The 17,766-nt window shown below is 71.9% G+C and carries 17 protein-coding genes; 10 read left to right on the top strand and 7 right to left on the bottom strand.

What is annotated here, in order from left to right; all coding sequences use genetic code 11:
* Positions 1–84 precede the first annotated feature (84 nt).
* Positions 85–453: a MerR family transcriptional regulator gene (locus ABZT87_RS08155; RefSeq protein ID WP_355134417.1), complete on the bottom strand. Its 369-nt coding sequence runs from the start codon at positions 451–453 to the stop codon at positions 85–87.
* 255 nt (positions 454–708) lie between these two features.
* Between ABZT87_RS08155 and ABZT87_RS08150 the strand changes: the two genes are divergently transcribed.
* Positions 709–1,449 carry a hypothetical protein gene (locus ABZT87_RS08150; RefSeq protein WP_355134415.1) on the top strand — a complete coding sequence of 247 codons (741 nt, stop codon included), beginning with the start codon at positions 709–711 and terminating at the stop codon, positions 1,447–1,449.
* A gap of 6 nt (positions 1,450–1,455) precedes the next feature.
* Here ABZT87_RS08150 and ABZT87_RS08145 read toward each other — a convergent pair whose 3' ends face one another.
* The 3 genes from ABZT87_RS08145 to ligD (ABZT87_RS08135) all read right to left on the bottom strand — a co-directional run bounded on the left by ABZT87_RS08145 (position 1,456) and on the right by ligD (ABZT87_RS08135) (position 4,572).
* On the bottom strand, positions 1,456–2,523 hold the full coding sequence (locus tag ABZT87_RS08145; protein ID WP_355134413.1) for a hypothetical protein: 1,068 nt from the start codon (positions 2,521–2,523) through the stop codon (positions 1,456–1,458).
* 200 nt (positions 2,524–2,723) lie between these two features.
* Positions 2,724–3,641, bottom strand: coding sequence for a non-homologous end-joining DNA ligase (gene ligD / locus ABZT87_RS08140; RefSeq protein WP_355134411.1), 918 nt, complete (start codon positions 3,639–3,641; stop codon positions 2,724–2,726).
* Positions 3,631–4,572, bottom strand: coding sequence for a non-homologous end-joining DNA ligase (gene ligD / locus ABZT87_RS08135; protein WP_355134409.1), 942 nt, complete (start codon positions 4,570–4,572; stop codon positions 3,631–3,633). The genes ligD (ABZT87_RS08140) and ligD (ABZT87_RS08135) overlap by 11 nt, the downstream gene beginning before the upstream one ends.
* An 85-nt stretch (positions 4,573–4,657) precedes the next feature.
* Between ligD (ABZT87_RS08135) and ABZT87_RS08130 the strand changes: the two genes are divergently transcribed.
* The 6 genes from ABZT87_RS08130 to ABZT87_RS08105 all read left to right on the top strand — a co-directional run bounded on the left by ABZT87_RS08130 (position 4,658) and on the right by ABZT87_RS08105 (position 9,950).
* The gene (locus ABZT87_RS08130) at positions 4,658–5,680 is read left to right on the top strand and encodes a Ku protein (RefSeq protein ID WP_355134407.1); all 1,023 of its coding nucleotides are present in this window, start codon (positions 4,658–4,660) and stop codon (positions 5,678–5,680) included.
* A gap of 75 nt (positions 5,681–5,755) precedes the next feature.
* Positions 5,756–6,394 (top strand): DUF4241 domain-containing protein, encoded by a 639-nt coding sequence (locus tag ABZT87_RS08125; protein ID WP_355134405.1) that lies wholly within the window; start codon positions 5,756–5,758, stop codon positions 6,392–6,394.
* Between the two features lie 100 nt (positions 6,395–6,494).
* Positions 6,495–7,211, top strand: a complete 717-nt coding sequence (locus tag ABZT87_RS08120; protein WP_354854735.1) for an FKBP-type peptidyl-prolyl cis-trans isomerase — start codon at positions 6,495–6,497, stop codon at positions 7,209–7,211.
* A 189-nt stretch (positions 7,212–7,400) separates the two neighbouring features.
* Positions 7,401–8,225, top strand: coding sequence for a hypothetical protein (locus ABZT87_RS08115; protein ID WP_355134619.1), 825 nt, complete (start codon positions 7,401–7,403; stop codon positions 8,223–8,225).
* 32 nt (positions 8,226–8,257) lie between these two features.
* Positions 8,258–8,911, top strand: a complete 654-nt coding sequence (locus ABZT87_RS08110; RefSeq protein WP_355134403.1) for an HAD family phosphatase — start codon at positions 8,258–8,260, stop codon at positions 8,909–8,911.
* Positions 8,912–8,939: 28 nt separating this feature from the next.
* The gene (locus ABZT87_RS08105; RefSeq protein WP_355134401.1) at positions 8,940–9,950 is read left to right on the top strand and encodes an NADPH:quinone reductase; all 1,011 of its coding nucleotides are present in this window, start codon (positions 8,940–8,942) and stop codon (positions 9,948–9,950) included.
* A 187-nt stretch (positions 9,951–10,137) separates the two neighbouring features.
* Here ABZT87_RS08105 and ABZT87_RS08100 read toward each other — a convergent pair whose 3' ends face one another.
* Positions 10,138–11,787, bottom strand: coding sequence for a fatty acid--CoA ligase (locus ABZT87_RS08100; RefSeq protein ID WP_355065481.1), 1,650 nt, complete (start codon positions 11,785–11,787; stop codon positions 10,138–10,140).
* Between the two features lie 56 nt (positions 11,788–11,843).
* Between ABZT87_RS08100 and ABZT87_RS08095 the strand changes: the two genes are divergently transcribed.
* Entirely contained in the window at positions 11,844–12,335 is a 492-nt protein-coding gene (locus ABZT87_RS08095) for an NUDIX domain-containing protein (RefSeq protein ID WP_355134399.1), read from the top strand.
* 169 nt (positions 12,336–12,504) lie between these two features.
* On the opposite strand, the gene ABZT87_RS08090 is transcribed toward ABZT87_RS08095, so the two are convergent.
* Positions 12,505–14,181 (bottom strand): MDR family MFS transporter, encoded by a 1,677-nt coding sequence (locus tag ABZT87_RS08090; RefSeq protein ID WP_355134397.1) that lies wholly within the window; start codon positions 14,179–14,181, stop codon positions 12,505–12,507.
* A gap of 188 nt (positions 14,182–14,369) precedes the next feature.
* On the bottom strand, positions 14,370–14,912 hold the full coding sequence (locus tag ABZT87_RS08085; protein ID WP_355065479.1) for a type 1 glutamine amidotransferase domain-containing protein: 543 nt from the start codon (positions 14,910–14,912) through the stop codon (positions 14,370–14,372).
* A gap of 180 nt (positions 14,913–15,092) precedes the next feature.
* Here ABZT87_RS08085 and rfaE2 point away from each other — a divergent pair, with 180 nt between their 5' ends.
* Together rfaE2 and ABZT87_RS08075 are read left to right on the top strand one after the other, a co-directional pair.
* On the top strand, positions 15,093–16,889 hold the full coding sequence (gene rfaE2, locus ABZT87_RS08080; protein WP_355134395.1) for a D-glycero-beta-D-manno-heptose 1-phosphate adenylyltransferase: 1,797 nt from the start codon (positions 15,093–15,095) through the stop codon (positions 16,887–16,889).
* Positions 16,886–17,764: a glycosyltransferase family A protein gene (locus ABZT87_RS08075; protein WP_355065475.1), complete on the top strand. Its 879-nt coding sequence runs from the start codon at positions 16,886–16,888 to the stop codon at positions 17,762–17,764. Before rfaE2 ends, ABZT87_RS08075 begins: the two co-directional genes overlap by 4 nt.
* Positions 17,765–17,766 lie beyond the last annotated feature (2 nt).

Raw genomic sequence — 17,766 nt, 5'->3', positions numbered from 1 at the left:
CGACGAGGTAGCGGGTCGGGGCGCGGCCGTTTGCCAGTGCGGCGGCAGCAGCACCGCCACGCGGCTGCCGGCAGCGGACGATGCTCAGGACCGGTCGCCGGCAGCAGGGCCGGCCTGGATGAGTCGATCCAGGACATCGCGAGCGGCTGCGAGCCGATCCATGGACGTCGTGATGCGGGTGCGCTCCACTGCCAGAGCGTCGAGGAGCTCCGGGCAGGTGGGGGCCAGCACGGTTACGTCGTCGGGGATGCAGGGAAGGATCTCGGCGATCGCCGCGGTGTTCAAGCCGGCGGACAACAACAGTTGGATGTGCCGCACCGTGCCGACCGCCTGCGGGTCGTAGTGACGGTAGCCGCTGGCGAGACGGGCGGGACGCAACAGGCCCTGCTCCTCGTAGTAGCGCAGGGCACGTGGGGTGGTGCCCGCCTCCCGCGCCAGTTCGCTGATCCGCACACCGACAGCAGATCAGGGCTTGACCTTCACGTCAACGTGAAGGTTTAGCGTCGTCGCTGTGACTCACCGCAACCAGGACAATCAATCCGCCATCGTCGCCGTCCTGGGGCTCGGCCCGATGGGTCGGGCGCTGGCCGCCGCGTCGCTCGCCGCCGGCCACCCGCAGGCGGCACGCTGATCACGATCGGCGACGGACCGGGTGGCGCGACCTGGCGATTACACTCGCCCCCACACCACTTTGGAGGGGGCGGCGCAGTGGGTGAACTGCTGTCGGCGGTGGTCCAGATCGTCAACTCGTACGTCAGCAGACTGCTGGATCGGCGGACGGTTTTCCAGGATGCGAAGGTCGGCGCCCACCTGCTGGACGTGGTCCTCACGTTGCAGGAGTTGTGCCTCAACGGCGACCGCCTCCTGAGCCTGGCCGACGCCCTGATCTCCGACACCGACCCCCGGGCAGACGACCAGGCGGAGTTCGCCGCGCTGCTGCACCGGCAGTCCGTGCTGATCAACCAGCTCCGGCGCAGCATGGACGACTCCCGCGCGCTGCTCGCCACCGTCGACGTGGACTTCGCGTTCGCGATGGCGCCCTTCCTCGATGGCAAGTCGGGGCTGCTGACCCGCTGGCAGCAACAGGCAGCCCTCAGCCGGTACTCCACCACGACGCTGTTCTTCCTACCCGCCGAGGCGGTCACCCGGGTGGTGGCGGCCAGTCCGACCGCCTCGACCACCACCGAAATCGACCGGAACCGGACGGAGTTCGTGCTGGTGATGGCGGACGAGGTACGCAGCGCTCGCCGGCGGGAGGTGGCGGACATCCGAGCCGTCGCGGACGACGAGCGCGCCACGCTGCTGCGGGACGCGAGCCGGGCCCGTGCCGACCTGGCCGCCGCCCGGGCGCTGTGCGCGCGGCTGCTCGCGGCGACGCAGGAGGCCATCGGTCCAGCGGCCACCGCCCAGATACGACGGACGCTGACGCCCCGACAGCAGCACCGCTGAGCGCAATCAGTCGCCCGGATCCCGGTCCCAGTCGAAGCCGGCGCGGGCGAACGCGACGCTGCCGTCCCCGGTGGCGTACACCTTGATCGCTTTCAGGCCCAGCGACCGGGTGAGCCTTTCCAGGTTGGACATGATGCGCTGGAAGAGCCCGGTGCCGGTGGCCTCCTCGGTGATGCGGATCTCGTCCAGCATCGCCAACCGCCGGGGGAAGGAGAGCCGCAGTTCGAGCAGGACCCGCAGAACGTCGGACGGCGCGATGCGCAGCGAGACCGCGGCGCCGCCGTCGGCGTAGAGCGAGATCTCGACACGCGCGTCGGGCAGCTCCGCCGTCAACACCTCGTAGAACTGCCGCGGCGTCAGCTTCATCCACTGTCGCCAGGCGGCGAGCGCGGCCTCGTCCGCCCGGCCGACCGTCAGCGCCGGTTCCGCCGCCCGCAGGTCGACCACGGTCAGCGCCTCGATCTCGACCGGTCGCTCCCCGGCTCGGACCTCCTCGTACGGCGTCAACGACACTCCCGCCTCGACCAGGAGCCGGTCGAAGTCCGGGTCGGGCCAGTACGGGGCCGGCGCGAACTCGCCGACGCGGCACCACAGTTCGTGCCACAGCCGTACCGCGCCAAGCGGTCGAAGGCCGAGCCGCATGGCTGCGACGAGGACGCACCGGTGCAGGTGCAGCGTTGCGGCGAGCGCCGCCAGGTTCGCCCCCGGCTCGTCGCAGGCCCGCAGGGCGCCGACGGAGTTCCGGTCCAGTTCGGTGTACGCCACCAGTTCCGGCAGGTCCGTCAGACGCACCGGGATCGGGGAGTCGAGCAGAGAGTCGAGGTCGGCCGGCTCCCAGGCGACGTCGTCGTTCAGCAGGATCATCCGCAGATCCCGGCCGTGCTGGCGGACCACCACCTGGAGGATCGGCTCACCATGCGGCAGCGTCCGGTGGTTGAGCCACACCACCGCCTCGGGGTAGAGCCGCAGGCTCACGTCGATCGCCGGCACGGTGACGAGCAGGGCGGAGCCGTCGTGCTCAACCCGCAGCGCGCGGAGCTCACTCAGCGCGCCGACGAGTTCACTCATCTGCATCGGCGAACTCTAGCGACGAAACGCCGTCGCGGCGTCCGGTGGCGGCTCGGCGGGCCCGCCGTGTCGATGCGCTGTTGAGCGGCATACCTCAGAGGTATGAATATGACTCTGAGGAATACCGCTTACCACCGCATCCGCCCCCACGAAGGTGACCGACGGTCACCGTCGACCTTCGACTGCGCCCACAGCACCAGCCAGGGTCAGCCCTTGGCCGGCAGTTCCGGGCCGCCGTCGAGCAGTGCGGCCAGCAGGTCGCCGTACTCCTCGACCCGCTCCAGGACCTCGGCGGCGGTGAACTGGCGGACGGCGGGTGTCCGGCCGCGCGCGCCGGCCTCGACCTCGTCCCAGGTCAACGGCGTCGAGGCCGAGGGGGTCCGCTGGGCGCGCAGCGAGTACGGCGCCACTGTGGTCTTCGCCGCGTTGTTCTGACTCCAGTCGATGAAGACCTTGCCGGGGCGCAGGTTCTTCGCCATCTTCGACACGATCAGCTTCGGGTGCGCCTTCTCCAGCTCCTGCGCGATCCGGCGCGCGTAGGCGGAGACGTCGTCGGCGGACTGGGTGCCGGCGATCGGGCAGCAGAGCTGCATGCCCTTCTTGCCGGACGTCTTCGGGTACGAGTCGATGCCGTCGTCGGCGAGCCGGTCGCGCATCAGCACCGCCACCGGGCAGCACTCGGCGAGCCCGGCCGGCGGCCCCGGGTCCAGGTCGACGACCATCATGTCCGGGTCCTGGCCCACCTTCCACTGCGGTGTGTGCAGCTCCAACGCGGCGAGGTTGGCCAGCCAGACCAGGGTGGGCAGGTCGTCGGCGACCACGTAGTCGATGGTCTCCCGACCCTTCGTCGACCCGGGCGCGGGCAGCGTCTCCACCCGTACCCAGTCCGGGGTCGCGGCCGGCTTGTTCTTCTCGAAGAAGGACTTGTCGTCCACCCCGTTGGGAAAGCGGATCCGGGTCACCGGCCGGTCGCACAGGTGCGGCAGCAGCACCGGCGAGATCCGGGTGTAGTAGTCGATCACCTCGCCCTTGGTGAAGCCGACCGCCGGATAGAGGACCTTGTCCAGGTTGGACAGCTCCAGCGGGCGACCCTCGACGTCCACCCGCACCTTTTCAGCCGGCATCGTCGACCTCCTCCGGCGGCTTGTCCGGGCGCAACCGCAGCACCCGGGGGAAGCGCAGCCGGCCGTCCGGGGTGCGTTGGCCGTACTTCACCTCCACCACCACCCGGGGTTCTACCCAGATGGCGCCCCGGGCATCCTCGCGCGGCACTCCCGGCGCGAACGGTGACACGCCGGAGCGCAGCGGCTCCAGCTCGGCGAGGAGCTGCCGTTCGATGGCCGCCCCGATCCCGCCACCGACCCGGCCCCGGTAAATCAACCGGCCGTCCGGGCCGGGCACCCCGACCAGCAGCCCGCCGATGCGGCGAGCACCCGGCCGCCAGCCGCCCACGACGAAGTCCCCGGTCACCTCCAGCTTGACCTTCACCCAGTCCGGGGAGCGCACCCCGGGCCGGTAGACGGCGCCGACCCGCTTGGCCATCACGCCCTCCAGGCCGTGCTCCCCGGCCGCCTCGTAGGTCGCCGGGCCGTCGGCGAACACCGGCGGCACCGCCCACCGGGCGCCGCCGAGCGCGAGCGCGTCCAGCGCCTCCCGCCGGCGCTCGTACGGCCAGCCGGTCAGGTCGTCGCCGTTGCGGCGCAACAGGTCGAAGATCATGTACGTGACCGGCATGACCGCCGCCAGCCGGGCCGCCTTGTTGCGATCCCGGACGTGCATCCGCTCGGCCAGCGCCGTGAACGAGGGCTGCCCGCCCTGGCCGAGCAGCACCACCTCGCCGTCGAGCAGCACGTCGTCGACCTGCTCGGGGAGGGTGGCCAGCTCGGGGTACGCGGCGGTGATCTCCACGCCGGAGCGGGCGTACAGGTGCTGGACGCCGCCGGAGATGTCGGCGAGCGCGCGGACCCCGTCCCACTTGAACTCGTACGCCCAGCCGTCACCCGCCGGGAGCGGCCCGGTCATCGCGAGCATCGGCTTGAGCGGCGCGCCGGGCACGACCCGACTGTAGTAGCAGGCCGAACACCTCGCGTGGAGTTCCAACGGATGCGAGCATGGTCGATACCGGGGAAGGGAGCGCAGGATGCGTGCCATCTGGAAGGGAGCCGTGTCGTTCGGGCTCGTCTCGATCGGGGTGAAGCTCTACTCGGCGACCGAGGAGAAGGACATCCGGTTCCACCAGGTGCACCGCGAGGACGGCGGCCGGATCCGCTACAAGCGCACCTGCTCGGTCTGCGGCGAGGAGGTCACCTACGACGACATCGCCAAAGGCTACGACATCGGCGGCGGCGAGATGGTGATCCTCACCGACGAGGACTTCGCCGACCTGCCGCTGACCAGCTCGCGGGCGATCGACGTGCTGGAGTTCGTCCCCGCCGATCAGGTCGACCCGATCCTCTACAACAAGGCGTACTTCCTGGAGCCGGAGGGCACCGCTACCAAGCCGTACGTGCTGCTGCGCGACGCCCTGATCGATTCGGAGCGGGTGGCGATCGTCAAGGTGGCGCTGCGCCAGCGGGAACAGCTCGCCACGCTGCGGGTCCGCGAGGGCGTGCTGCTGCTCAACACGATGCTCTGGCCGGACGAGATCCGTACGCCGGACTTCGGTTTCCTCGACGAGGACCTGAAGGTACGCCCACCGGAGCTGGCCATGGCCAGCTCCCTGATCGACTCGATGACCGGCGAGTTCGAGCCGGACGTCTTCACCGACGACTACCGGGCCGCGTTGCAGGAGGTCATCGACGCCAAGGTGGAGGGTCGGGAGGTCGTCCAGCCGGAGGAGGTCGAGGAGGCCCCGGCCGCGGCGGTGGACCTGATGGCCGCGCTGAAGGCATCGGTGGACCGGGCCCGGGCGGCACGCGGCGAACAGCCCGCGCGCGGTGGCGGCGGCGGCGAGCCGACGCCCATCTCGTCGGCCCGCTCGGCCCAGAAGGCGGCCGAGAAAAAGGCCGCCAAGGCGCCCGCGAAGAAGACCACGGCGAAGAAGACGGCGGAGAAGAAGACCGCCGCGAAGAAAGCCGAGCCAGCGAAGAAGACGGCCGCGAAGAAGGCCGAGCCGGCAAAGAAGACGGCCGCGCGCAAGACCGCACCCCGCAAGAGCGCCTGACCGTACGGCGGCGACGAAGGGTGTCCGCCGGACCGGGTACGCTCCGCCGGCCGTTGGCCACCGGAGGAGCCCCCCATGCCGTACACCCCTGACCTGGACCGGTTGTTGACGCCCGGTGCCCGCTTCACCGACGAGTACGGCGCGTACCTGATCGAGGCCCATCCCGTGGATGACGTCGTGCTGCCCACCGGCCGGGTGGTCGGGTGCGACCCGCTGGTCTGCCCGGAGGCCGAGCCGTACACGGTGACTGTCGCGCCGGGGCGGTACCCCGCCCGCGCCTGGGTGGCCGTGGTGCTCCGGGAGGGCGCCGAGGTGGACCGGCGGGTGGCCGCGCTGCAACTGGTGGTCTCCGACGAGCCGGCGATTCGCTGGGAGCCGGCCGTCGCGGGCGACCAGGACGTCGCCGCGCTCGGCCCGGACGACTACTTCGGGTACGGGGTGGACGCGGGCGCCGGCACGCTCGCCGACCCGACGGCGCTCGCCGTCCTCGACGGCTGGGACCACGACCAGGTGGAGGAGGTGTTCATCCCCGACGAGCTGCCCATGTCGCCGGTCCGGGGTCTGATCACCGCAGTCCTCGACGAGGCCACCGGCGCCAATGTCGTCACCGTGGCCACGGGTTGGGGGGACGGCTGCTACGGCACCTGGATCGGGCGCGCGGCCGACGGGGCCGTGACGTCGTTCGTGACCGACTTCATGGTGATCCCGAAATAACGTCCCGCGAGGGCGTCGCTGGGCGATCCGAGGCATCCGGGGCGGGCACGGCAGGCCGCCGGGCGGGTACCGTGTGCGTCGGCTTTCCCCCCGGCACCGCGTGCCGGCCACACCTTCGCAGCAGGGAGTCGACGACGTGAGCGAGCGCACGCAGGAGAACCGGTCGGAGGGCCAGAGCCCGGCGACGAAGGCGGGTCGGCGGCTGGCCGCCCAGCTGGCGGCGCAGAAGGCCGCCGAGGCGAAGCGCCGCCGCCAGGCGTGGGCGGGTGGCCTCGCCGGCGTCGCCGTGATGGCGCTGCTGATCGGCGGTTTCGTGTGGATCGACCGGAACCGGAGCGACGACAAGCCCGCCAACCAGGCAGGCGCGACCCCGTCCGCCTCCGCCCCGGCCGCGGACGCCCCCACCGCGCCCCCGGCTCCGCAGCTGCCCGCGGGCGCCGACCCGGCGCTGGGCACCAAGCCGACGGTGGCCGCGGGCAAGGGTGAGCTGAAGAAGCTCACCGTCACCCCGGTGATCAAGGGCACCGGCCCGGCGGTGAAGAAGGGCCAGACCATCACCACCAACTACGTGGGCGTCTTCTTCAAGGACGGCAAGGAGTTCGACTCGTCCTGGAACGCCGGCCAGCCGGCCAGCTTCCCCATCGGCGTGGGCCAGGTCATCCCGGGCTGGGACCAGGGACTGGTGGGCGTGACCGTGGGCAGCCGGGTGCAGCTCGACATCCCGGGCGAGCTGGCGTACGGCAACGACGAGGCCAACGCCAACGGGCGTCCGACCGGTCCGCTGCGCTTCGTGGTGGACGTGCTCGCCGCCCAGTGACCCGTCCGGATCGCCCCGGTTGTCGCCGCGGCGCGATGGACTTGTTCACATGGGGCTTCCTGCCCGTCACCCTCCGGCAGTAGGTTCGGCGTCACCCCGGGCGGCCCGCCGTCCGGGGTGACCATGCGGACCCGGGACGCGGAGGTGCACGTGACGGCGCTGGACGAGCCCGGGCGGACCGCCCGGCTGATGTGGACGCACTTCGAGCCGGTGCACGCGGTCACCTACTTCCACCCTCGGGCCCGGGCCGCGCACGAGGCGGTCGGGCTGCGCGGCTACTGGCGGGGCTACTTCGCCGGCCGGGCCGCGCCGCTGGGCGCCGCCGAGGCCGCCCCGGTCATCGCCGCGTTCTTCAACTTCGCACCACCCATGGTGAGCCGGGCCCTGCCGGCGGTCTGGCGGCTGGCCACCCCGCAGGAGGCGCTGCGCGCCCGGCTGACCGGCGCCGTGCAGGCCCTCGCGGAGCTGACCTACGAGCTGCCCGAGGCGCACCTGGCCGAGGCCGCCGACCTGCTGGAACGGGCCGCCTCGGCGGCGCAGACCGCCGGTCGGGTGCTCGGCGCGGCCAACGCGGCGCTGCCGGTCGGGGAATACCCTCTCGCCCGCCTCTGGCAGGCCGCGACCACGCTGCGGGAGCTGCGGGGCGACGGGCACATCGCCGCCCTGGTGGCCGCCGGCCTGGACCCGGTGGAGACGCTGGCCTGGCGGGTCGCGGTGGACATGTCGGCGGAGAACCTGCTCGGCCGGGGCTGGTCCGAGGAGCAGTGGCGGGCCGCCCGCGAACGGTTGGCCCAGCGCGGCTGGCTGACCGGGGACGGCACGGCCACCGACGTCGGTCACGCCGGGTTCCAGGCGATCGAGGACGCCACCGACCGGGCCGCCGCACATCCGTGGCGGGCTCTCGGCCCGGACGACACCGACCGGCTGCGTGAGCTGCTGGAGCCGATGGCCCGGTCCTGCCACACGGTGATCCCGCCGAACAGCCCGATCGGCCTACCCGCGCTGCCCGGCTGACCGGCGGTCCGCCTCTCGGGCAGGATGGGCCCGTGGTGGATGCGGTGGTTTTCGACCTGGACGGCGTGATCGTGGATTCCGAACCGGTCTGGGAGGAGGTCCGGCGGGCGTACGTGGCGGCACACGGTGGGTCCTGGCAGCCGGACACCCAGCGCCGGCTGATGGGCATGAGCACCGGGGAGTGGGCCCGCTACCTCAGCGGTGAGCTGGGCGTGCGCCGCAGCCCCGAGCAGGTCGCCGACGAGGTGGTGCGGGAGATGGCCCGGCGCTACACCGAGCACGTACCGCTGATCGACCGCGCCGACGAGGTCGTACGCCGGCTGGCCGCGCGGTGGCCGCTGGGGTTGGCCAGCTCGTCGCCGACCCGGCTGATCGCGGCGGCGCTGGACGCCACCGGCCTGACCGGCGCGTTCGGCGCGACCCTCTCCACCGAGGAGACCGAGCGGGGCAAGCCGGCGCCGGACGTGTACCTGACCGTCGCGCGGCGCCTCGGCGTCGACCCGACCCGTTGCGCGGCCGTGGAGGACTCGTCCAACGGCGTGCGGTCGGCCGCGGCGGCGGGGATGAAGGTGGTGGCGGTGCCCCACGGGTCGTACCCCCTCGACCCGGACGCCGCCGGGCTCGCGGTCGTGACTTTGGGGTCGATCGGTGAGTTGACGCCGGAGCTGGTGGAGGGGCTGGGTTGACGCGGGCCGAGCGGGGTAGGAGCCACGAATGAAAGCCATCGTGTACGAGCGCACCGGCGACCCTTCCGTGCTGGAGCTGGTCGACCGGCCGGTGCCGGAGCCGGGGGCCGGCGAGGTGCTGGTCCGCCTGGCGGTGTCCGGGGTGAACCCGACGGACTGGAAGTCGCGGCGTGCCTCTCCGCCGGACGGGTGGCAGATCCCCGGGCAGGACGGCGCGGGCGTGGTGGAGGCGGTCGGCGAGGGGGTCGACCGTGAGCTGATCGGCGAGCGGGTCTGGATCTGGGAGGCGGCCTGGCAGCGGCCGTGGGGCACCGCGGCGGAGTACACGCTGGTGCCGGTGCGGCAGGCGGTTCCCCTGGGCGACGCCTCGTTCGAGTTGGGAGCCAGCCTGGGCATCCCGTTCCTCACCGCGCACCGCTGTCTGACGGCCGGCGAGTTCATGCCCGACGCGCTGCGCGCCGGTGCGCTGGCCGATCACACCGTGCTGGTGCAGGGCGGGGCGGGCGCGGTCGGCAACGCGGCGATCCAGCTCGCCCGCTGGGCCGACGCGACGGTGATCGCCACGGTGAGCAGCGCGGAGAAGGCACAGCTCGCGGCGGCGGCCGGCGCCTCCTACGTGATCAACTATCGAGAGCAGGACGTGGTCGAGGAGGTCCGCAGGATCACCCCCGACGGTGTCCACACGATCGTGGAGGTCTCCCCCGGCCGGAACGCCGCGGTCGACGCCCAGGTGCTGCGGCACGGCGGCGCGGTCTGCATGTACGCCGACGACGGCGGGGGCGAGGTGACCATCCCGATCCGGCCGATGATGGCGCCGAACGCCCGCTGGCAGTTCGTGCTGGTCTACACGGAGCCGAAGGCGGCCAAGGCGCAGGGTGTGATCGACGTGGCGGCGGCGGCCAACCAGGGCGGCCTCCGGGTCGGCGCGGACGCCGGTCTGCCGCTGCACCACTATCCGCTTGCCGACACGGCCGCCGCGCACCAGGCGGTCGAGGACTCGGCGGTGGGCAAGGTGCTGATCACCACCAGCGACGCCTGAACGGGTCGCTGGACACCCGATTTCCCCGTCATCAGGACAGACGCGAACAAGTTTCGCAACAATGACGGTGCGGGATCACCCCGTGTGGAGCGGGCGGCCCCGGCGCGGTGCGAACGCCGGGGCCGCCCCTGGGGAGGAATGTCAGGAGTACTCCTCTGCCCAACAGGCGACAGTGCCCGGTAAAACGTTACGGTGCTGTCAGCTCCCGGACAGTCAGCTCACCGTCGGCGTACCGCGAACGGACGACCTTCTTGTCGAACTTGCCGACGCTGGTCTTCGGCACCGTGTCGATGAACGCCCACCGCTCGGGCAACTGCCACCGGGCGACCGAACCGGCCAGGAAGTCCCGCAACTCCTCGGCGGTCACCGACGCACCCTCGCGGACCACCACGGTCGCCAGTGGCCGCTCGTCCCACCGCTCGTCCGGCACGCCCACCACGCACGCCTCCAGCACGGCCGGGTGCGCCATCAGCGCGTTCTCCAGCTCCACCGACGAGATCCACTCGCCGCCGGACTTGATCACGTCCTTCGCCCGGTCGGTAAGCGTGATGTACCCGTCCGAGGAGAGCATGCCCACGTCGCCGGTACGCAGCCAGCCGTCGCGGAACTTCTCCTCATCCGGGGCGTCGTCACCGACGTACCGCGCGGTCACCCACGGCCCGCGGACCTCCAACTCGCCCACGGCCGTGCCGTCGGCGGGCAGCGGCTCGCCCAGCGGCCCGACGATGCGCGCCTGCACCCCGGCCGGCACGCGACCCTGCGTGTAGCGGTAGCGCCAGGCCTGCTCGCCGGTCGCCCCGGCGGGCGGGCGGGAGACCGACCCCAGCGGCGACATCTCGGTCATCCCCCAGGCGTGGATGACGTCGATCCCGTGCCGCTCGTCGAACGCGTGCATCAACGCCGGCGGGCAGGCCGAACCACCGACGATCACCTCGGTGAGCGAGGACGTGTCCACCTCGTGGCTGTCCAGGTAGGCCAGCAGGTCGGTCCAGATGGTCGGCACCGCGCCGGCCAGGGTGGGCCGCTCGGCGGCGATCATCTCGGCGATCGGCGCGGCCTGGAGGAACCGGTCCGGCATGATCAACGACGCGCCGGAGAGGAACGCCGCGTACGGCAGGCCCCAGGACATGGCGTGGAACATCGGCACGATGGCCAGCTCCCGGTCGGTCGGCCCGAGACCGAAGCCCTCCGGCATGCAGACCTGCAACGAGTGCAGGTAGATGGACCGGTGCGAGTAGGCCACGCCCTTCGGGTTGCCGGTGGTGCCCGAGGTGTAGCAGAGCGCCGCGGCGTCGCGCTCGTCGACCTCGGGCCAGTCGTACACCTCGGGCCGGTCGGCCAGCAGCGCGTCCCAGTGGTGCACGGTGATCCGGTCTCCGGCGGCCGCCACCAGCGGGGCCGGGTCGCCACCGCCGACCACCACCACGTGCCGCACCGTGTTCAGCTCGCCGATCACCCTGGCCAGCAGCGGGATGAGCGTGCTGTCGACCAGCACCACCCGGTCCTGCGCGTGGTTGGCGATGTAGGTGAGCTGGTCGGGAAAGAGCCGGAGGTTGAGGGTGTGCAGCACCGCGCCCATGCTCGGCACCGCGAAGTAGGCCACCAGGTGCTCGTTGTTGTTCCACATGAAGGTGGCGACCCGCTCGTCGCCGGTGACGCCGCACTCGTCGCGCAGCGCGTGGGCCAACCGGGCGGCGGTGCGGCCCACCTCGGCGTACGTCATCCGGCGGGGTTCGGCGCCCGTCCAGGTGACCACCTCGGCCGTGCCGTGCACCCCTGCGCCGTGGTCGAGGATCCGGGAGACCTGCAGGGGGGCGTCCATCATCGTGCTACGCATGGGTAACAAGCTAGTGTCGGCGGTCACACGTTGGGAACCCCCGTAAATTGTCGCAGGTGAGCATCTCCTGGGCCGACTCATACGTGGGGCAGTTGCGCGCGCTCGCCGGGGACCGGACGCTGATGTTCGTCGGCGCCCGTGCCGTGGTCAGCGACAACGCGGGGCGCATCCTGCTCATCCAACGATCGGACAACGGCCAGTGGGCCATGCCCGCCGGGGCCATGGAGCTGGGCGAGTCGATCGCCGACTGCGCGGTCCGCGAGGTCCGCGAGGAGACCGGACTGCGGGCGCTGCGGGTCTGCGCGTTCGCCCTCTACACCGGCCCGGACCGGACCAGCACCAACATGTACGGGCACACGTACCAGGTCTTCACCACCGCGTTCAAGGTCGAGGAGTGGGACGGGCAGCTGACCCGGGTCACCGACGAGACCACCGACGCCGGCTTCTTCCCCCGCGACAGGTTCCCCACACCGCTCTCCGGATCGGTGTTGGAAACCCTGGCCGACCTGGACGTCTTCGAGCAGACCAACCGGCTGATCCTCAAGTAGGGCGGTGGTGTGCGCTCGTGCAACTCCTTGACGGCACGGTGGGCCGTCGCTTCGGTGATGTTCCAGAAATAGCTGTCTGATCTGGCTGGAGTCGGAGCGCGACGGGGCACCGCTCATTCGGGAGTGTGCCCGTCGTCGCGGAGCCGTCCCGGCGATCGGCCGAGGACGGTCAGATCATCGTCTGGGACTTGGCCTCCATGTCGGCGGCCGCCTCGTCCTTGGATTCGCGGGTCAGCGGCTTGCCGCCCGGCGCCGGAGCCTCACCGCCGAGCGGGTCGGCCCCGCCCTTGGCGCCCTGCGGACCGGCACCCCGCAGCTCGTTGTTCGGCATCGCCAGGGTGACCAGCACCGCCACGATGGCGACGAGCCCGGTGGTCAGGAAGACCAGGTGCAGCGACTCCACGAACGACGCCTGGATGGCGGCCCGGACGGCGCCGGGCAGGGCCATGATGGTCGCCGGGTCGTTGATCGAGATGTTCGTGCCGCCACTCGCCGCGACCGCGGCCCGCTGCTCCGGTGGAAGCTGGGCGATCGCACCGGGCAACCGGTCGGCGAGCTGCGAGTTGAGCCGCGACGAGAGCACCGTGCCGAGGATCGCCACCCCGAACGAACCACCCAGCGACCGGAAGAACGTCGCCGACGAGGTACCGGCGCCCAGGTCGCGGACGGAGACCGCGTTCTGCACCGCGAGGACGAGCGACTGCATGCACAGACCGAGGCCGACGCCGATCACCACCATGAAGCCGAACGCCACCCAGAGCGACGTACCCACCTGCAACCGGGTGAACAGCAGCATGCCGACCAGCAGGGTGACCGCCCCGGCCACCGGGAACCACTTGTACCGGCCGATCCGGCTCATCGCCCGGCCGGTGAGGATCGAGGTCACGATGATGCCGGCCATCATCGGCAGCATCAGCAGACCGCTGCGGGTCGGCGAGGCGCCCTTGACGATCTGGAGGTACAGCGGGATGAAGATGATCGACCCGAACATCACCAGACCGAGCACGAAGCCGGCAGAGTTGGCCAGCGCGAACGTGGCGCTGCGGAACAGCCGCAGCGGCAGGATCGGCTCGGCGACCCGCGCCTCCTGGAGCACGAAGAGCACGGCCAGCACCGCACCGGCGACGAAGAGGCCGATGATCAGCCCGGAACCCCACGGGTACTCGTTTCCGCCCCAGCTCAGCGCGAGCAGGAGGCAGCTCACCGCGGCCACCAGCAGGCCGGCGCCGAGCCAGTCGATCGCGTGGTCCCGGCGCTCGAACGGGATCAGCCGCATCACGTGGTAGCAGACCACGATGGCCAGGATCGCCAGCGGCACGTTGATGTAGAAGATCCACCGCCAGTCGGTCTCGGCGAAGTACCCACCGACCAGCGGGCCGGCCACCGACGCGATGCCGAACACCGCCCCGAACAGACCCTGGTAGCGGCCCCTCTCCCGAGGTGAGACCACGTCCGAGATGATCGTGAACGCCAGCGTCAGCAGACCACCGGCACCGAGCCCCTGGATGCCCCGCGTGACGATCAGCTGGGTCATGTTCTGCGACAGGCCGGCCAGCAGCGACCCGAGCAGGAACGTGCCGATCGAGAAGAGGAAGACCGGGCGACGCCCGTACAGGTCGGCCATCTTGCCGTACAGCGGGGTCGACGCGGTCGAGGCGAGCAGGTACGCCGTGACCACCCACGAGTAGTGGTTGATTCCACCCAGCTCACCGACGATGGTCGGCAGGGCCGTGCCGACGATGGTCTGGTCGAGGGCGGCCAGCAGCATGCCCGTCATCAGGCCCAGCATCAGCAGCCGGATCTGCTGGCGATTCAGTACCGGCGCGGCAGAGGCTTCGGTGGTCATCAAGCCCTCTTTCCCGACCACCGGAGAACATGCCCGATACCCGAGAAAAACCCCACCGGTCCCATACCCCCACCCCGCCGCCACCCCGCCGCCACCCCGCCGCCACCCCGGTCGATCATGAAGTTGTTGCCACGACACGCCGGGTGAGCCGGCAATAACTTCATGATCAACAGGGTGGGGGTGGGGGGTCAGGGGGTGGCGAAGGTTTGGGTGATCTTTGCGCAGAAGGCGGGGAGGTCGTCGGGGTTGCGGCTGCTCGTCAGGTTGCCGTCCGTCACGCACTCCTCGTCCACCCAGGTGGCGCCGGCGTTGGTCAGATCCGTGCGCAGGCTGGGCCAGGAGGTGATCCGCCGGCCACGGACCACGTCCGCCTCGATCAGCGTCCACGGGCCGTGACAGATCACCCCGACCGGCTTGCCGGCGTCGAAGAACACCTTCACGAACCGCACCGCGTCCGGGTCGGACCGCAGGAAGTCCGGGTTCGCCACCCCGCCCGGCAGCACCAGCGCGTCGTACCCGGCGGCGTCCGCCTTGTCCACGGTGACGTCCACGTCGTACGTCTTGGACTGGTCCAGGTGGTTGAAGGACTGAATGGAACCGGCCTTGAGCGAGACCAGCTCGGCAGTCGCGCCGGCGTTCTCGACCGCCTCGCGCGGCTGGACGTACTCGACCTCCTCGACGCCGTCGGCGGCCAGGAAGGCGATCCTCTTGCCCTGCAGTGTCGCTGCCATCTCGGTACATCTCCTCTCCGGGGTACCGCAATTCCCTTCCCGGCCTCCAACGCCCGAAACACCCCACGTCGGTACGACGGGCACCCCGTCGACGAGGGTGGGACGAAAGGTCGCGGACCCGCGGCGCAGCCGGTCCCGGCGCGGGGTTTGTCCGGAGGGCCGCTGGGGACCCGGGGAGGCATGGCAGGAGCAGCAGCGGAACAGCGCCGGCTCGCCACCGTCGTGGAGAGCTGGCTCGGGCGCCCGGTCCTGATCGTCGGCGACGCCATGCTGGACGAGTGGCGGTTCGCCGACTCCGACCGGCTCTGCCGGGAGGCGCCCGCCCCGGTCCTCACCCTGCGCCGACGGATCTCCGCCGCCGGTGGGGCCGCGAACACCGCGGTCAACGTCGCCACCCTCGGCGGTCGGGCCGTGCTGGTGGCGCCGGTCGGCGCCGACGTCGCCGGTGACGAACTGCACGACTGTCTGGACCGGGCCGGCGTCTGGGACCGTACGGTCAACCAGCCCGGTCGGCCCACCCCCGTGAAGCGGCGGATGCTCGCCGGCAACCAGATCCTGCTCCGGGAGGACTCCGGCGACGCGGACGACGCTCTCGACCCGGACGGGGTGGACCAGCTGCTCACGGCGCTGGACTGCGCCACCGAGGAGCTGCGCGCCGCTGCCGGCGGAGAGGCGCCGACCCTGGTGGTCTGCGACTACGGTCTGGGTGCGCTGTCCGCGCCGGTCCGCGCGTGGCTGGTCGAACAGCGCGAGCGGTACGCCACGGTCGCGCTGGACGCCCACGACCTCGCCGACTGGCGAGGGCTCGCGCCGACCGTGGTCACCCCCAGCTTCGCCGAGGCGACCCGGCTGCTGGCCCGTGCCGGTGGCCCGAACCGTTCGACCGCCGGCACCGACCTGCACCTGGAACACCCCGACAACGATCCGGCCGACGGGCCGTCCGAGCTGAGCGTCGGCGCCGCTCCGGGTGGGGCCCGCGCGGACGACCGGCCCGGCCCGGTCGGCGAGCCCACCCCGAGCGAGGGTCGGGTGGCCCTCACCGGCGACGGCCTCAGCGTCACCGGCACCGGCGTCACAGTGAACACCGAGGCCGGAGCGGGCGTGGACCGGGCCGTACTGGCCGAGTCGCGCCTCGCCGAGCTGCGCGCGCACACCGGCGCGGACGTGGTCGCGGTGACCCTGGACACCGACGGCGCGGTGGTCGGCGGCGCGGACGGGGAACGGCGACGCAGCCACAGCACCCCGGTCCCCGCGAGCCACGCGGTGGGCGCGGGAGACGCGTACCTGGCGGCGATGACGCTGGCCCTGGCCGCCGACGCGCCGCTGCCCACCGCCGCGCAACTCGCCCAGCTCGCGGCCACCATCACCGTCTCCGACACCGGCACCTGCGTGTGCCTGCGCAACGACCTGCTCGCCGCCCTCGACATGCCACCGGAGACCGTCGGGCACCCGGCGGTGGTCGGCACCGACGAACTGGACGCGATCGTCGCCGAGCATCGCGAGGCGGGCCGGTCCGTGGTGTTCACCAACGGCTGCTTCGACGTGCTGCACCCCGGGCACGTGCGCTACCTGGAACAGGCCCGCGCCCTGGGCGACCTGCTCATCGTGGCGGTCAACTCGGACGGCAGCGTACGCCGGCTCAAGGGGCCGGACCGACCGGTCAACCCGGTCGAGGACCGAGGCGCCCTGCTGGCCGCGCTGTCCTGCGTGGACCACGTGGTGGTGTTCGAGGAGGACTCGCCCGCCGCGCTGATCGAGGCGGTCCGGCCCGACGTGTACGTCAAGGGCGGCGACTATCCGCCGGAGCTGGTGCCGGAGGCGCCGCTGGTACGCCGACTCGGCGGTCAGGTGCGCACGCTGGGGTACGTGCCGGACCGGTCCACCTCGGCGATCATCGACCGGATCCGGTCACACAGCCAGGACCCGTCGTCGCACGCCACCGACCCGTCGCTGAGCCCCCGCACCCAGGCGTCGTGAACCGGCCCCTCGCCCTCGGCACCCCGGCGGAGTTCCGTGCCGACCGGCTGGTCGACGTGTTGGTCCCGACCCGTAACCGGCCCGCCGAACTGGCCGTCACCCTGGCCGGGCTCGCCGCCCAGGGCGGGGTTCCCGGCTTCGGCGTGGTGGTCAGCGACCAGTCCGACGGCGATCCGGCGTACGCCCACCCCGCCGCGGCCACCATGGTCCGGGCGCTACGCCACGCGGGCCACCCGGTGCTGTTGACCCGCCGGCTGCCGCGCCGCGGGCTGGCCGAGCACCGCGCCTATCTGCTCGCCGCGTCCTCCGCCCGGTACGTGCTCAACCTCGACGACGACGTCTGGCTGGAGCCCGGGGCGCTGCACCGGCTGGTCACCGCGATCGAGGAGCTGGACTGCGGGTTCGTCGGCAACGGCGTGCACGGCCTGTCGTACACCGAGGACGTACGACCGGACACGCACCGGCACTACGAGGAGTGGGCCGGGCGGCCCGTCCCGGAGCGGATCCGGCCGGGCACCGCCGAGTGGGACCGGGCCCGCATCCACTCGGCGGCCAACCTGCTGCACGTCACCGCCGAGCTGGCGCTGCCGCCGGGCGCGTGGCGGGCGTACAAGGTGTCCTGGATCGGCGGATGCGTGCTCTACGACCGGGCCAAGCTCGTCGACTCCGGGGGCTTCGACTTCTGGCGGCGGGTGCACGAGAGACACCAGGGCGAGGACGTGGCCGCCCAGCTCGCGGTGCTGGCCCGCCACGGCGGGGCGGGCATCCTGCCCAGCGGCGCCTACCACCTGGAGACCCCCACCACGGTCACCGAACGGGACGTGGAGGCGTGGGAGGTTGTCCTCGCCGACGAGGACACCCCACAGCCGGCCTGAGC

The sequence above is a fragment of the Micromonospora sp. NPDC005237 genome (assembly GCF_040607775.1).
Classification (GTDB): Bacteria; Actinomycetota; Actinomycetes; order Mycobacteriales; family Micromonosporaceae; genus Micromonospora.
The sequence above is the reverse complement of the archived record's forward strand: the minus strand, read 5'-3'. Positions and strand labels throughout refer to the sequence as shown.

Bases quoted from the DNA above. Each gene is read 5' to 3' on its own strand.
- ABZT87_RS08145 (WP_355134413.1), bottom strand. From the start codon at position 2,523: ATGCAGATGAGTGAACTCGTCGGCGCGCTGAGTGAGCTCCGCGCGCTG.
- ligD (WP_355134411.1), bottom strand. From the start codon at position 3,641: ATGCCGGCTGAAAAGGTGCGGGTGGACGTCGAGGGTCGCCCGCTGGAG.
- ABZT87_RS08130 (WP_355134407.1), top strand. From the start codon at position 4,658: ATGCGTGCCATCTGGAAGGGAGCCGTGTCGTTCGGGCTCGTCTCGATC.
- ABZT87_RS08125 (WP_355134405.1), top strand. From the start codon at position 5,756: ATGCCGTACACCCCTGACCTGGACCGGTTGTTGACGCCCGGTGCCCGC.
- ABZT87_RS08115 (WP_355134619.1), top strand. From the start codon at position 7,401: ATGTGGACGCACTTCGAGCCGGTGCACGCGGTCACCTACTTCCACCCT.
- ABZT87_RS08105 (WP_355134401.1), top strand. From the start codon at position 8,940: ATGAAAGCCATCGTGTACGAGCGCACCGGCGACCCTTCCGTGCTGGAG.
- ABZT87_RS08100 (WP_355065481.1), bottom strand. From the start codon at position 11,787: ATGCGTAGCACGATGATGGACGCCCCCCTGCAGGTCTCCCGGATCCTC.
- ABZT87_RS08090 (WP_355134397.1), bottom strand. From the start codon at position 14,181: ATGACCACCGAAGCCTCTGCCGCGCCGGTACTGAATCGCCAGCAGATC.
- ABZT87_RS08085 (WP_355065479.1), bottom strand. From the start codon at position 14,912: ATGGCAGCGACACTGCAGGGCAAGAGGATCGCCTTCCTGGCCGCCGAC.
- rfaE2 (WP_355134395.1), top strand. From the start codon at position 15,093: ATGGCAGGAGCAGCAGCGGAACAGCGCCGGCTCGCCACCGTCGTGGAG.